This is a genomic window from Kribbella sp. NPDC004536, from assembly GCF_042873835.1.
GTDB lineage: Bacteria > Actinomycetota > Actinomycetes > Propionibacteriales > Kribbellaceae > Kribbella.
Map to the genome: position 1 here is coordinate 1,268,492 of NZ_JBIALY010000001.1, position 13,332 is coordinate 1,281,823.

Consider the following 13,332-nt stretch of genomic DNA (forward strand, 5'->3'; position numbering starts at 1 on the left):
TCAGGCGTGGCGGAGCCAGATGTTGGGTTCGATGTAGAGGCCGGTGTCGGAGCCGCGGTTGATTTCTAGGGTGGTCAGGCCCTGGGGGATGGTGTAGGTGCCGGTGGTGGGGAAGGGCATGGACGTCCAGGATTCCCAGTCGGCTACTGAGCCGGTCATGGTTTGGGAGGCGGGGGCGGGGGCCAGGAGGGTGGCGCCGAGGCGGACGTGGGTGCGGATCCAGGGGTCGAGAGGGAGGCCGTCGGAGCGGGTCCAGGTCATGAAGGTTTCGATCGGGGTCAGGGGGTAGCTCGACTTCAACGTCGGGCGGACGGGGGCGATCACCTGCGGGAGGCCGTTCGCGACGGCGTGGTCGCGGACGGCGGTGATCACGCGGCCGGCGTGGCCCTGGCCCTGTTCGTCGGAGCGTACGGCGGCCGCCATCAGGACGAACGTGTTCGGTACGACGTTCTCCTCGTACGACGTGACCGAGCGCGCCAGCGCGTCCGTGAAGCCGCCGGGCAGGTCCGCGACCGTGCCGTCCCAGGCGAGCGGCACGCCCCAGCACCCGGCGATCAAGCGGCCGTCCCCCAAGAAGTAGAACTCCCACTGCGGGAAGTACGAGACTCGCCGGTCGCGGTACTTCGCAACCTCGGCGTCGTGGAAGATGAACTCCGGCCAGTCCTCGGCGAACCGCACTTCGGCCTCGGCGTCGTACTGCGGGGCGTCACCGGCCGGGATCAACTCGTACATGCCGCGAACGCTAGACCCCGGACCCGGTCACAGCCACCGCATTGCGCACCGAACGCGGCGCCGCGCCGAGCTCCCGGCGGCAGGTCTTGTTGAACGCCTGCAGGTCCGGGATCCCGACCGACGCCGCGATCGCCGGGATCGACAGCGTCGACGAAACGAGCAGATGCCGGGCCCGCGCCATCCGCCGCCGGCGCAGGTACGCGATCACCGTCGACCCGGTCTCCGCGACGAACAACCGGGTCAGGTGATTGTGGGAGACGCCCGCCACCCGGGCCAGCGAAGGTACCGTCAGCGGCTGCGCCAGGTGCGCCTCGATGTGCGCGATCGCCGACGCGACGGCGGGATGCCCCGCCTCGACGCGGGCCGGGGTCAACGAAGCGATCCGCCACAACGCCGCCCACACCTCGGCGGTCGTCCGCGCCGACCCCGACGGCGACGACTCGATCGCCGACCGGAGCAGCCTGGACAGCAGCGGCGCGGTTTCCCCGGCGTCCTGGACGACGGGAACGTACGACGGCTCGCCGACGGGAACCGGGCGGAAATGCGCGTACAGGTGCTCGGACCGCCCGCGGTAGTCGAACTGCACCTGCGTCCCGGCCGGCGTCAGGGAGACGTACCCGGGCGCGACGGAGAACGTCTCACCGAGGAGCGTCAGCTCGGCCGAGTAGTTGTACAGGTGCAGCTGCCACAGGTCCGGAAGCCGGAAGACGTCCCGCGGACCACGGGTTCCGTGGATTCCGGCGCCGGCGTTCACCACTTCCGGCGGTTGCGTCAGATGCAGCTCGATCACGGTGAGAATTTACCACCAGTAGTGATCACAACCCACGCGGGAAAACGGTGGCCGATCGCAGAATGGAGGAGTAGTGACCACTAGCGCGAACAGGGAGTCTTTGATGCCCCAACCGCACCGCAAGCACCTGCTCACCTCGGTGCAGATGGCGCACTTCGTCGCCACCGGCGCCCTCCGGATGGACGCCGTCGTACCGGACGACATGAACCAGCAGGCGATCGAGGTCCTGAAGAACGGCATTCCGGGTGTTCCGTACGGCACACCGCTGTCGGAGGCGTTCGTGGACAGCGACTTCGTCCAGCGGCTGGTGCAACTGCCGGAGGTGGCGGGCGCGATCCACAGCCTGGTCGGTCCCGAGCCGACCGTCGACCACCACGCGGTCCACATCCGCAAGGCGCACGAGGGCGAGGCGCAGAACCTGCACGGTGACGCGATCATCGACGTCCGCACCGACGCCTTCGACGTCCAGCTCATGTACTACCCGCAGGACGTCACGCTGGAAATGGGCGGCACGCTCAGCGTCCCGGGCAGCCACCTGCGCCGGACGAACGAGTCCGACACCGGCCGGTACCAGAACCTGCTCGGCCAGACCCGCCTGGTCTGCCCGGCGGGGACCGTGCAGTTCCTGCACCACGGCATCTGGCACGGCGGCCGCAAGAACGACAGCGACATCGACCGCTACATGTTCAAGATCCGCTTCAACCCGACCGTCAAGCAGGTCCGGCTCTGGAACGTCGAGGACCTGTACGACGAGCAGGTCGCGGCCGAGCTCGAGCAGAACTTCCCGTGGTACGAGAACGCCACCGGCCGGCTCGAGCGGTACAACCGCATCCTGATGTGGCGGGCGATCAGCGGCGACGACACGTACGACCCGAACTACTGGGTCACCCGCGTCTCCAACCGCCCGCAGCGCGTCATCGCCAACCGGGTCGACAACCCGCACGCCGCGAACAAGAAGGAGATGGCATGACCGCGACGCAAGAGACCCCGGTGCAGACCGGTCTCCGCCAGCAGGTGCTGGTGCTGTACCTGGCCTCGTCGGCGCTGGACGCGCGGACGGTCGGCTGGTCGGAGTACGACGGCACCGGCGAGACCCACCCCACCACGGGTGACTCCGACGAGCCGCCGTACGCGACCGGGCTCGACGCGCTCAAGGACGGCTGGCGGCTGTTCCAGGCCTCCCAGCTGAACCCGCCGTACCCGGGTCACGAGTACGACGTGTCCTTCCTCAAGCACGAGTTCTTCTTCGAGAAGCTCGTCTAGACCGGCAGGACGCACACCGGCTTCGGCCAGCTGACCGTCGTACCCAGGTCGGTCAGCAGGCCGTTGCCGATGGCAAAGACCGCGATCTGGTCGGAGCGCTCGTTGGCGGCGTACAGCTGGGTCCCGTCGTTGCTGAAGGCAAGGTGTCGCGGCCAGTCGCCGCCGGACGCGACGGTCTGCACCAGCTCGACCGACAACCCGCCGTCGGCGACCGCGAACACGGCGATCGTGTTGTCGCCGCGGTTCGACCCGTACAGGAACCGGCCGTCGGCGGAGATCAGCAGCTCGGCCGGGTAGTTCTCGCCGGGCGAGTCGGCCGGCCGGGTCGAGGCCGTCTGCACGATCTGCAGCTTCCCGTCGGCGTAACTGCAGACGGTCAGCGTCGAGTCGAGCTCGTTGATCACGTACGCCGCGCCGGCCGTCGGGTGGAACACCATGTGCCGCGGCCCGGCGCCCGGGTGGATCCGCAGCCGATCGACCTCGTGCAGCGAGCCGTCCGCGCCCAGCGTCGACGAGTAGACGGTGTCGGAGCCGAGGTCGATGTCGAACACGTACGCACCCGCCGGGTCGAACGCGATCTGGTGCGCGTGCGGCCCTTCCTGGCGATCCGCGTTCGGTCCGATGCCGGAGCGCTGGACGAAGTACGCCCGCTCGCCGAGCGAACCGTCCTCGTTCAGCGGATGCACCGCGACCGAACCGGAGGTGTAGTTCGCCGACAGCAGGTACCGGCCGGACGGGTCGATCGCGACGTGGCACGGGTGCACGCCGCCGGTCGGCTGCTGGTTGAGCAGCTCCAGACCACCGTCCGGCTGGATCGCGAACGCCGCGACGCTGCCGTCGTCGGTCTCGTCGGTCGAGTACAGGAACCGCCCGTCCGCGGACCTGACCAGGAACGACGGGTCGGCCACCGTCGCCACCGTCTGAATCCCGTCCAGCGGGCCGAACGCGATCCCGTCCCCGCCGCCGGCCTGGCTGGTGTAGCTCCCGACATAGATCCGCTCAGAAGTCATGCCTCATACCCTGCCAGGTCAACGGCCTGAGGGCACTCCTGTGTCCAGCCCGTAGAGGGCACTCCCCCAGCCGAGGTCGGCGACAAGTAGTTGCCACCCCAACCGTCGGTACAGGCGCGGCGCCGGACGGTCGTCGGCGTACGTCGTCAGCAGCGCACGCCGGTTCCGCACTCCGCGCATCAACTCGGTCATCAACGCGAAGCCGATGCCTTGGCCCTGGGCGTCGGGATGGACGGCGAGTTCGACGACCTCGAAGTGCCCGCCGATCCACTCCGCGGTCAGCTCCGGCCCGACCGCCGCGGACACGCGGTCCGGCCACCACTGCCCGAGCTGCCCGGTGAACCCGTACGCGAACCCGACGACCCGCCCGTCCCGCCGGGCCGCGACCAGCTTGAAATCGTCGCGTTCCGAGTGCTTCGGCAGCATCTCGGTCGCGAAGTAGCTGGTGTCCGCACGCTCGTCGTCGTACCCGGGCGCACCGAACGCGGCCGCGAACACGTCACCGAGCTCGTAGGCGACGGCAAGAGCAGCAACTCGGTCGAGCACATCAATCACCTCCCCTAGCCTAGGGCCTAGTACGAGGCGTTCATTTCGTCAGGAAGTTCACGATGACGGTGTCGCCGTCGGCGTAGGTCAGCGTGGCCACGTGCAGCGGGCCGTCCTGGTCGTTCCAGCTGACTCCACCGTTGCCGCCGCCGACACTGCCACCACCACTGCGGCTGGCGTCGCTGCCGGTCTTGCTCAGCGAGATGTATCCCTTGGCGTCCGTCAGCTTGAGCGTGCCGGCGGTAACGGTCGCAGTGAACTTGTCACCACGGAGGTTGATCACGGCCTTCTTGCGGATCAGCACCTGGCAGTTGCCGTCCACACAAGCCTTGTAGTTTTGCCCGTCCTTCGCCGCTGGAACCACCGGGCTTGGAGGTTTCGTCGATTCGGCAGGCTTCACGGACGTGCTCGGAACAGACCGCGGCGCGCCGTTCGAACTACACCCGGCCGCAGCAGCCAGCACGGCCAGGACGAGGACACCTCGCAGGATCATGCCTCGAAGCTAGCCACCCACAGGCGCACTCCACCGCGCGTGACCGGAACCTGTCAGGTGGCCAGCGCGAACATGATGCTCGGCAGGACCGACAGTACGGCGGTGAGTGCCGCGCACAGCGTCAGCATCGTGACGGCAGGCGTTTCGATGTCCACGGAGAACGGGTCGTCGGCCGGCAGCCGGAAGAGTTCGGTGATCCACCGCAGGTAGACAGCCAGCCCGATCATCACGTTCAGCGCCATCACGATCGCCAGCCACCCGAGGTGTGCGTCGATGACCGCCTGGAACGCCGCGAACTTGGTGAACAAACCAGCTAGGCCCGGAGGCAGACCGGCAAGCACGACCAGGAAGAAGATGAGCGCCGCAGCAAGGCCAGGCTCCGAGCGGACCATGCCCCGGTAGTCGGTGAGCAGCCCACCAGGCCGATGCCGCTGCACCACAGCAACCGCTCCGAAAGCCCCGAGCGTCACCACGACGTACGCCGCCAAGTACCCGACGACGACCTGCGCGTCCCCGACCGCCAGCGGCGCGAGCAGGAAACCGACCTGTCCGATCGAGGACCACGCGAGCAGCCGTACCGCCTCGACCTGACGCAGTGCGGCCAGGTTGCCGACCGTCATCGTCACCGCCGCCAGGATCGCTACCACCGTACGCAGCTCCGACCCGGCCGGTGCGATCCCGGACGTGACGACCACGAGCAACCCGCCGACGCCCGCGGACTTCGACACGACGGCGAGGAACGTGGTGACCTCGACCGGCGCACCGACGTACGTGTCCGGCAGCCAGGCGTGGAACGGGACCGCCGCGATCTTGAACGCGAACCCGACGATCACGAACAGCCCGGCCGCGAACGCCACCCGCGCGGTGTCCGGATCCAGGTCGCTCAACCGGTTCGCGATCGTGGCCAGGTACAGCGAGCCGGTCACGCCGTACAGGTAGGACACCCCGAACAGCATCACCGCGGTCGACAGCACCGAGACCAGGAACGCCTTCAGCGCGCCCTCGGCCCCGCGCCGGTCGCGCCGCAGCCCGACCATCGCGAACGTCGGCAACGACACCACCTCGAGCGCGATCACCAGCGTCGCCAGGTCCCGCGCGCCGGCCAGCACCGTCGCGCCGGTCAGCGCGCTGAGCAGCAGGAAGTGGTACTCACCGATCGGCACGTCGCGCGCCAGCAGCCGGTACGTCGACAAGCCGACGACGCCGAGCGCACCGACCAGCAGCACCGCCCACAGCCCGGCCGTCAACGGCTCGAACACCAGGCTGCACTGGGCCGGCCCTTCGACCGCCGGACGGCAGAACGCGGGCTTGAAGTCGTCCCGCTGCGCCCACACGAACACGAGCCCGAACAGGATCACCACGCTGGTCAGCAAGGTGACGACGAGGTGCCGAAGTTCGGCCGGAGCACTCTTCCAGAAGCTGTCGATCAGCAGTACGGCGATCGCACCGATCGCGAGGATCAGCGGTACGGCAACTGCTTGCCAATCCGTCCACGTGAGCGTCATAGCGTCACCCACTCGTTCAGCAGCGTGAACGGCCACAGTCCGAGGAACACCGTCAGTACGACCAGCGGACCGAACGTGACGAGCTCGATCCGGCTGAGGTCGACGGCGAACGGAGTCGGCGGATACTCGGCCGGATCACCCTGGCACAGGTCGCGGATCAGCCGCAGGAAGTACGCGGCTGTCAGTACGGCGCCGAGTCCGGCGATGACCATCAGCACGATAAACGTTGTCCGCGGCAACGAGTTCGCCGGGTGGTACGCCCCGAGCAGGACCAGCATCTCGCCCCAGAACCCGGCCAGCCCGGGCAGCCCGAGCGACGCGAGACAGGCGTACGTGAGCAGGCCGCCGATCCGCGGCAGCCGCGCGTACAACGCACGCCCGAGCGCGCGCAGGTCGCTGGTGTCGTGCCGGTCCTTGATCGCACCGGCCAGGAAGAACAGCAGCCCGGTGATGATGCCGTGCGCGATGTTCGCGTACAGGGCGCCGTTCAGGCCCTCCGGCGACATCGTCGCGATCCCCAGCCCGATGAAGCCCATGTGCCCGACGCTCGAGTACGCGATCAGGCGCTTCACATCGGTCTGCGCGAGGCAGGCGAGCGATCCGGCGACGATCGCGACCACCGAGAAGCCGGCCAGGTACGGCGCGATGGTGGTCGTCGCGCCGGGCAGGATCGGCAGCAGGATCCGGATCATGCCGTAGCTGCCCAGCTTCAGCAGGACGCCCGCGAGCAGGACGGACCCGACCGTCGGCGCCTTCGCGTGCGCGTCCGGCAGCCAGATGTGCAGCGGCCAGAGCGGCATCTTCACCGCGAGCCCGACCGCGATCAGCACGGCCGCCGCGAGCGGGATCCCGTGCCCACCGCGCAGCGGATGCTCGCCGAGGAACCGTACGTCGAAGGTCCCGGTCTGCCGGTGGATCAGCAGGAACCCGAGCAGCATCAGCGCGGACCCGAACACCGTCATCAGCACGAACGTGTTCGCCGCGCGCCGGCGCCCGGGCCGGTCGTGGTGGTCGCCCCAGATGTCGATCACGAGCCACATCGGGATCAGCACGACCTCGAAGAACACGAAGAACAGCACGAGATCGGCGGCCGCGAACGTGCCGATCACGCCGGTCTCGATCACCAGCAGCAGCGCGATCAGCGAACGGACCCGTCCGATGCGCGGCGTGATCTTCAGCGAGTAGAGGCAGCAGAGCAGGACCAGCAGCGCGGTCAGCGTGATCAGCGGCATCGAGATGCCGTCGACCGCGAGGTGGAACCGCACGTCGAGCTGCGGGATCCAGGACACGTCGGTCTGAGCGAACGGCAACAACTTCCCGGGCAAGGTCCTCGGCAGCGGGCCATACATGGCGACGGCCTCGTAGGTGCACGGGCAATGCGGCCGGTTCATGTCCCACCAAAGGAACAGCGACCCGATCAGCACCAGCCCCGACACAGCCGACCCGACGATCGCGGCCACCCGCTCACCGATGACCACCGGCAGACCCCACAACACCACAGCCGTCAACGCGGGCACCGCGAGCAAGGCGATCAGCAACGACTGGCTCACGACCCGATCACCCCCGCGAGAATCGCCAGCGCCACCACACCCACCACCGCCGCGGTCAGGTACGTCTGCACGTTGCCTGTCTGCAACTTCCGGAACCCGGCCGACGCGAGTACGCCGGCCCGCCCGGTCGCGCGGACGTACGCCCCGATCACGTCCCGATCCCCGCCGACCGTCAACCGGGCCAGCCACCGCACCGGTACGACGAACAACCGCTGGTACGCCGGATCGAAGCCGTACTCACGCTCCAGCAGCACCGGCCGCGGGTCAGCGCCCCGGCTCCACAGCGAGTACGCCGGAAGTGCCCCGAGTACCGCGAGCACCGTCGTGATCAACGCGATCTGCCACTTGAGGTGCACGCCGTCGGTGTAGCCGAGCCCGATCGCGGCGATCGTCAGCAGGAGGATCGGCGCGAGCATCAACCACGAACCCTCATGGAGCTTGCGGGCATCCGGCTCGTCCAGGTCCGCCATCGGGTCGTCGTCCTCGAACGCGCCGACCGCCCCGGCGAGGGCCGGCGTACGGAAGAAGATCCACAACCACATCCGCACGCAGTAGAACGCGGTCATCATCGCGGTCAGGCAGACCGACACGAGCACGATCCACCCGACGACCGAGCCGTCCCGCGCCGTTTCCCAGGCCGCCTCGACCACGGAGTCCTTCGAGAAGAACCCGGACAGACCCGGTACGCCGGCGAGTGCCGCGAGCCCGATCGTCATCGTCACGAACGTCCAGGGCAGCCGCTTCCGCAGCGCGCCACGTCGCGAGTACCGGCGGAGTACGACGAAGGCGGCGCTGCCGACCTGATGCAGCAGCACGCCCGCGCAGAGGAACAGCAGGCCCTTGAAGGCGGCATGCGTCAGCAGGTGGAAGAGCGCCGCGTGCCGGCCGTCCCGCGTACCGAGGGAGAGCCCCGAGAACATGATCGCCAACTGGCTCACGGTCGACCACGCGAGCACCCGCTTCACCTCGACCGCCGCCATCGCACAGGACGCCGCGAACAGCATCGTCACGCAGGCGACCACCGCGAGCACGGTCAACGTGGTCTCGGCCTTGACGAACAGGTCGAACAACCGAGCGATGAGGAAGACGCCCGCGGCAACCATCGTGGCCGCGTGGATCAACGCACTCACGGGGCTCGGGCCGGGCATCGCGTCCGGGAGCCAGGTCTGCAACGGGACCTGTGCCGACTTGCCGACCACGCCGACGAGCAGCAGCAACGTGCCGATGGTCAGCGTGTGCGACTCGATCGGTCCGCTGCCGAGCTCGGAGATCCGGAACGTGTGGTACCCGACGCCGAGGACGAACAGGCCGAACAGGAACCCGACATCGGCGAGCCTGGTGATCAGGAACGCCTTCATCGCGCCAGCCCGCGCGTCGCGACGTTCCCAGTAGTGACCGATCAGCAGGTACGAGCAGGCGCCCATCACCTCCCAGCCGATCAGCAGCACGAACAGGTTGTCGGAGATCACGACGGTCACCATCGCCGCGGTGAACAGCGTGACGAGCGCCGTGTACGACGCGATGCGCTCGCGGACGTAGCCGATCGAGTACACCTGCACGCAGGCCGAGACGACACCGACCACGGCCAGCATCAGCACGGTCAGCCCGTCGGTGCGGAACTCGTACGAGAACCAGAAGTCCTCGCCGATCATGGCGCCGCCGGCCATCGTCGTCTGCGGCGTGACGCCGTGCAGCAGCGCCGCGGCGAGCACGACCAGCAGCGAGAAGCCGACGCCGACGACCCGCCACGCGGTGGCGATCACGACGCCTCCTCGCGCTCGAGCAGGTCCCGGGCCGCGTCGGCGTCGACGTGACCGTGGCTGCGGAACAGCAGCAGCACGATCGCGAGCCCGAGACCGATCTCGGCGGCGGCCAGCGTGATCACGAAGACCGCGAGGGTCTGGCCGGTCGACTCGTCCACCCGCCACGCATCGAAGGCGACCAGGTTCAGGTTGACGGCGTTCAGCATCAGCTCGAACGACATCAGGATCGTGATCACGTTGCGCCGGGCCAGGACGCCGTACACGCCGATGCAGAACAGCACCACCGCCAGCAGCAGTGGGAGGACCAACGGCATGTCAGTCCTCCTTCTTCCGCTGGGACAGGGCGATCGCGCCGATCAGCGCGGCGAGCAGCAGGACGGACAGGACTTCGAAGGGAAGGACCCAGTTCTTGAAGACCTGGGTCCCGACCGCGGTTGCCGATCCGCTGTGCACGGGTTTGATCTTCTCGTTGCCAAAGGCAAGCACAATACCGGTGCCGAGGAGCAGCGCGAGGACACCGGCGACCACGGCCGCGAACGGGCTCCGCCCGGTGGTCAGCTCGGGCAGCGGGTTGGTCGGTGCCTTGGTCAACATCAACGCGAACAGGACGAGTACGACGATCGCGCCGACGTACACCAGGATCTGGACCAGCGCGACGAACTCGGCGTGCAGCGCGCCGAAGCAGCCGGCCACCGCGCCGAGCGCGACCACCAGCCAGAGCGCGGCGTGCACGATCCGGCGGGAGGTGACGACCAGGACAGCGGCGGCGACCGCCACCACACCGGCGACGGAGAACAGGACCGTTGTCACGCCTCGTCCTCCACAGGCCCCGGGTCGATCGCTGGGGGCGCCGGGACGGTCCACATCCAGTCGCGGAGGCGTTCCTTCTCGTGGGTCAGGTTCCGCAGGTCGGTCTCGGCGTACTCGAACTCCGGCGACCAGAACAGCGCGTCGAACGGGCAGGCCTCGATGCAGATCCCGCAGTACATACAGAGGCTGAAGTCGATCGCGAACCGGTCCAGCACGTTCCGGCTGCGCTCCCGGGCCTGCTCACCGACCGACGGCGCGGTCTCGGTGTGCGAGTCGATGTAGATGCACCAGCTCGGGCACTCGCGGGCGCACAGCATGCAGGAGGTGCAGTTCTCCTCCAGCAGCGCGATCACGCCGCGGCTGCGCGGCGGCAGCTCCGGCAGGACGTCCGGATACTGCTCGGTGACGGACCGCCGGGCCAGCGTCCGCGCAGTGACCTTCAACCCCTCGACCAGCCCCTTACCAGGCAGCCCCACACTCCACCTCCCGTCGGTTAACAGGACACTAGCCGATCGGTACCCCCTACAGCTCGCGTTCCAACCGGGCGGCGACCTGGCGGTAGCGGCTGACCGGTATCAGGTGAACGCCCTCGAAGGCGCCGGAGTCACGGATTTTCAGGATCTGCTCGCAGGCGTGGTCGACGCCGGCGTCGCGGTCCTTCTCGACAGCCTCGACCAGGGCGTCCGGGATCGTCAGCTGCGACAGGCCGGCCAGGTTGCGCGCCATCTGCGCGGACGCGAGCACCATCACCCCGGCGTACACCGGGATGTCGAGCCGGACCGACTCGCGCCAGCGGAGCAGTTCGTCGAGGTCGTAGCTGACCTGCACGTACAGGAAGTCGGCCTCGGCCTTCCACCGCGGGACGGTCCGCAGCCGGGTGGCGGCGCCGACCTTGAACGGATTGCAACCCGGGTACGTCGTCTCCCGGGTCTGCTCGATCATCCGCCGTACGGTCAGCTGGCTCGTCCGGGCGCCCTCGGCCGGATCGTCGCCGTGCACGAACAGGAACTGCTCGACGCCGTACGCCGCCGCGGTCAGCAGGTCGCGCCGGAACCCGAGCAAGTTGCGGTCCCGCGAGTTCAGGCAGGCGATCCCGCGGGCGCCCATCAGCTGGACCTCGTTCGCGACCGCGACGCTCGACACGGTCGCCCGGCCGATGTGGTTGTCGGGAATCAGGAACCCGTCGGCGACCGCGCTCAGCACACCGATCTGGTGCCGGACCCTCTTCAGGTCGGGACGGGTCGGCGGCTCCACTTCACAGATCAACTCGAATCCGGTCACTGCTCGGACCCTACAGAAGTCTCGCCTGGCGGATCCGCGATCTCAGGAAATCCTGTTCGGCCTGGTTGGTGCTGTGGGTCAGGGCGCTCGCGTACGCCGCCTGCGCCTCGGCGTCGCGGCCCAGCTGGGTGAGCAGGTCGGCGCGGATCGCGTGGAAGAGGTAGTAGCTGTCGAGCGCCAACTCGTCGACGATCCGGAGCGCGCCGGCCGGTCCTTCGACCTCGGCCACGACGACGGCCCGGTTGAGCGCGACGACCGGCGTCGGGTCCAGCGCCAGGAGGTGGTCGTACAGCTGCAGGATCTGCGGCCAGTCGGTGTCCTCGGCGCTCGCGGCATCCGCATGTACCGCGTTGATCGCGGCCTGCAGCTGATACGGACCGGGCCGGTTCCGGCGCAGGCACTTGCGGACCAGCTCGTGCCCTTCGGCGATCAGCGTGCGGTCCCACGACGTACGGTCCTGGTCGCGCAGGCGGATCAGCGTGCCGTCGGGCGCGACCCGGGCCGGGCGGCGGGCCTGCTGGAGCAGCATCAGCGCGAGCAGTCCGACCGCTTCGGGTTCGTCCGGCATCAGATCGACGAGCAGCCGGCCCAGGCGGATCGCCTCGGCCGCGAGCTCGTCGCGGACCAGCGTCTCACCGGACGAGGCGGCGTACCCCTCGTTGAAGATCAGGTAGACGACCGCGAGTACGCCGCGGACGCGCTCGGGCAGATCCGCCTCGTACGGCACCCGGTACGGGATGCCCGCGGCCTTGATCTTCGCCTTCGCCCGGACCAGGCGCTGCGCCATCGTCGGCTCGGGGACCAGGAACGCGCGGGCGATCTCGGCCGTGGTGAGGCCGCCGAGCATCCGCAGCGTGAGCGCGACCCGGACGTTCAGCGCGAGCGCCGGATGGCAGCAGGTGAAGATCAGCCGCAAGCGGTCGTCGTGCACAGCGCCCTCCTCCACCGGCTCGGCCTCGGCGTGCAGCAGCGCCGCCTGGGCATGTTTGTCCGCCCGCGCCGACTCCCGGCGCAGGCGGTCGATCGCACGGTTCCGCGCGGTCGTGATGATCCAGCCGGCCGGACTCGGCGGTACGCCGCTCTCCGGCCATCTCTGCACCGCGGCCGCGAACGCGTCCTGGACGGCGTCCTCCGCGATCTCGAGGTCCCCGAACACCCGGGTGAGCACGGCAACAGCCCGGCCGTGCTCGGCCCGGAAGATCGCCGCGATGTCGGAGGTCACGACTGCGACGGCCTGACCTCTACCGGCAGCCCGAGGACCTTCGTGAGTCGCCGGCCCCAGTGCAGCGCCGCATCCAGGTCCTCGACCCGGATCACGATGAAGCCGCCGAGATGTTCCTTGCCCTCGGTGAACGGCCCGTCCGTCACGAGTACGTCGTCGCCCTTCGTCTGCAGCACGGTCGCGGTCTCCGGTGGGTGCATGCCCGCGTCGAACACCCAGACCCCGGCGGACCTGAGCTCCTGGTTGAGGACGTCGAGGTCCCGCATGATCGGGTCGAGGACCTCGGACGGGGGCGGCGGGCCGTCGGGCTGGTAGATGCTGAGCACGTACTGGTTCATCGCTCCTCCTTCTCGTCACCTACACGAAC

The 13,332-nt window shown here is 68.8% G+C and carries 15 protein-coding genes and 1 pseudogene; 2 read left to right on the plus strand and 14 right to left on the minus strand.

Going from position 1 to position 13,332, the window contains the following annotated elements; genetic code table 11:
- Together ACFYRU_RS06260 and ACFYRU_RS06265 are read right to left on the minus strand one after the other, a co-directional pair.
- On the minus strand, positions 1 to 732 hold the full coding sequence (locus ACFYRU_RS06260; RefSeq protein ID WP_387653593.1) for a hypothetical protein: 732 nt from the start codon (positions 730 to 732) through the stop codon (positions 1 to 3).
- A gap of 10 nt (positions 733 to 742) precedes the next feature.
- Positions 743 to 1,522: a helix-turn-helix domain-containing protein gene (locus ACFYRU_RS06265; protein ID WP_387653596.1), complete on the minus strand. Its 780-nt coding sequence runs from the start codon at positions 1,520 to 1,522 to the stop codon at positions 743 to 745.
- A gap of 103 nt (positions 1,523 to 1,625) precedes the next feature.
- On the opposite strand from ACFYRU_RS06265, the gene ACFYRU_RS06270 reads away from it, so the two are divergent.
- The gene (locus ACFYRU_RS06270) at positions 1,626 to 2,492 is read left to right on the plus strand and encodes a phytanoyl-CoA dioxygenase family protein (RefSeq protein WP_387653599.1); all 867 of its coding nucleotides are present in this window, start codon (positions 1,626 to 1,628) and stop codon (positions 2,490 to 2,492) included.
- A complete protein-coding gene (locus ACFYRU_RS06275) occupies positions 2,489 to 2,785 on the plus strand; it encodes a hypothetical protein (RefSeq protein WP_387653601.1) in 297 nt (98 codons plus the stop codon). The genes ACFYRU_RS06270 and ACFYRU_RS06275 overlap by 4 nt, the downstream gene beginning before the upstream one ends.
- On the opposite strand, the gene ACFYRU_RS06280 is transcribed toward ACFYRU_RS06275, so the two are convergent.
- The 12 genes and pseudogenes from ACFYRU_RS06280 to ACFYRU_RS06335 form a co-directional block, all read right to left on the minus strand.
- A complete protein-coding gene (locus ACFYRU_RS06280; protein ID WP_387653604.1) occupies positions 2,782 to 3,795 on the minus strand; it encodes a lactonase family protein in 1,014 nt (337 codons plus the stop codon). The two genes, ACFYRU_RS06275 and ACFYRU_RS06280, sit on opposite strands and share 4 nt — an antisense overlap.
- 18 nt (positions 3,796 to 3,813) lie before the next feature.
- A complete protein-coding gene (locus ACFYRU_RS06285) occupies positions 3,814 to 4,350 on the minus strand; it encodes a GNAT family N-acetyltransferase (RefSeq protein WP_387653607.1) in 537 nt (178 codons plus the stop codon).
- Between the two features lie 31 nt (positions 4,351 to 4,381).
- Positions 4,382 to 4,834 carry a hypothetical protein gene (locus tag ACFYRU_RS06290; RefSeq protein ID WP_387653609.1) on the minus strand — a complete coding sequence of 151 codons (453 nt, stop codon included), beginning with the start codon at positions 4,832 to 4,834 and terminating at the stop codon, positions 4,382 to 4,384.
- A gap of 53 nt (positions 4,835 to 4,887) precedes the next feature.
- Complete coding sequence (locus ACFYRU_RS06295) at positions 4,888 to 6,339, minus strand: NADH-quinone oxidoreductase subunit N (RefSeq protein WP_387653612.1); 1,452 nt, start codon at positions 6,337 to 6,339, stop codon at positions 4,888 to 4,890.
- The gene (locus ACFYRU_RS06300) at positions 6,336 to 7,889 is read right to left on the minus strand and encodes a NuoM family protein (RefSeq protein ID WP_387653615.1); all 1,554 of its coding nucleotides are present in this window, start codon (positions 7,887 to 7,889) and stop codon (positions 6,336 to 6,338) included. Before ACFYRU_RS06300 ends, ACFYRU_RS06295 begins: the two co-directional genes overlap by 4 nt.
- A complete protein-coding gene (locus ACFYRU_RS06305) occupies positions 7,886 to 9,652 on the minus strand; it encodes an NADH-quinone oxidoreductase subunit L (protein ID WP_387653618.1) in 1,767 nt (588 codons plus the stop codon). The genes ACFYRU_RS06300 and ACFYRU_RS06305 overlap by 4 nt, the downstream gene beginning before the upstream one ends.
- On the minus strand, positions 9,649 to 9,966 hold the full coding sequence (nuoK, locus tag ACFYRU_RS06310; protein WP_387653621.1) for an NADH-quinone oxidoreductase subunit NuoK: 318 nt from the start codon (positions 9,964 to 9,966) through the stop codon (positions 9,649 to 9,651). Before nuoK ends, ACFYRU_RS06305 begins: the two co-directional genes overlap by 4 nt.
- Position 9,967: 1 nt before the next feature.
- Positions 9,968 to 10,462 carry an NADH-quinone oxidoreductase subunit J gene (locus tag ACFYRU_RS06315; RefSeq protein ID WP_387653624.1) on the minus strand — a complete coding sequence of 165 codons (495 nt, stop codon included), beginning with the start codon at positions 10,460 to 10,462 and terminating at the stop codon, positions 9,968 to 9,970.
- 125 nt (positions 10,463 to 10,587) lie between these two features.
- A pseudogene (locus ACFYRU_RS06320) lies at positions 10,588 to 10,815 on the minus strand (4Fe-4S binding protein); the annotation flags it as partial.
- Between the two features lie 169 nt (positions 10,816 to 10,984).
- Positions 10,985 to 11,743: a methylenetetrahydrofolate reductase gene (locus ACFYRU_RS06325; protein ID WP_387653627.1), complete on the minus strand. Its 759-nt coding sequence runs from the start codon at positions 11,741 to 11,743 to the stop codon at positions 10,985 to 10,987.
- A gap of 10 nt (positions 11,744 to 11,753) precedes the next feature.
- Complete coding sequence (locus ACFYRU_RS06330; RefSeq protein ID WP_387653629.1) at positions 11,754 to 12,965, minus strand: RNA polymerase sigma factor; 1,212 nt, start codon at positions 12,963 to 12,965, stop codon at positions 11,754 to 11,756.
- Positions 12,962 to 13,303, minus strand: coding sequence for a YciI family protein (locus tag ACFYRU_RS06335; RefSeq protein WP_387653632.1), 342 nt, complete (start codon positions 13,301 to 13,303; stop codon positions 12,962 to 12,964). Before ACFYRU_RS06335 ends, ACFYRU_RS06330 begins: the two co-directional genes overlap by 4 nt.
- Positions 13,304 to 13,332 lie beyond the last annotated feature (29 nt).

Coding starts and splice junctions, on each gene's coding strand:
- ACFYRU_RS06335 (WP_387653632.1), bottom strand. CDS start 13,303: ATGAACCAGTACGTGCTCAGCATCTACCAGCCCGACGGCCCGCCGCCC.
- ACFYRU_RS06260 (WP_387653593.1), bottom strand. CDS start 732: ATGTACGAGTTGATCCCGGCCGGTGACGCCCCGCAGTACGACGCCGAG.
- nuoK (WP_387653621.1), bottom strand. CDS start 9,966: ATGCCGTTGGTCCTCCCACTGCTGCTGGCGGTGGTGCTGTTCTGCATC.
- ACFYRU_RS06295 (WP_387653612.1), bottom strand. CDS start 6,339: ATGACGCTCACGTGGACGGATTGGCAAGCAGTTGCCGTACCGCTGATC.
- ACFYRU_RS06290 (WP_387653609.1), bottom strand. CDS start 4,834: ATGATCCTGCGAGGTGTCCTCGTCCTGGCCGTGCTGGCTGCTGCGGCC.
- ACFYRU_RS06275 (WP_387653601.1), top strand. CDS start 2,489: ATGACCGCGACGCAAGAGACCCCGGTGCAGACCGGTCTCCGCCAGCAG.
- ACFYRU_RS06280 (WP_387653604.1), bottom strand. CDS start 3,795: ATGACTTCTGAGCGGATCTATGTCGGGAGCTACACCAGCCAGGCCGGC.
- ACFYRU_RS06270 (WP_387653599.1), top strand. CDS start 1,626: ATGCCCCAACCGCACCGCAAGCACCTGCTCACCTCGGTGCAGATGGCG.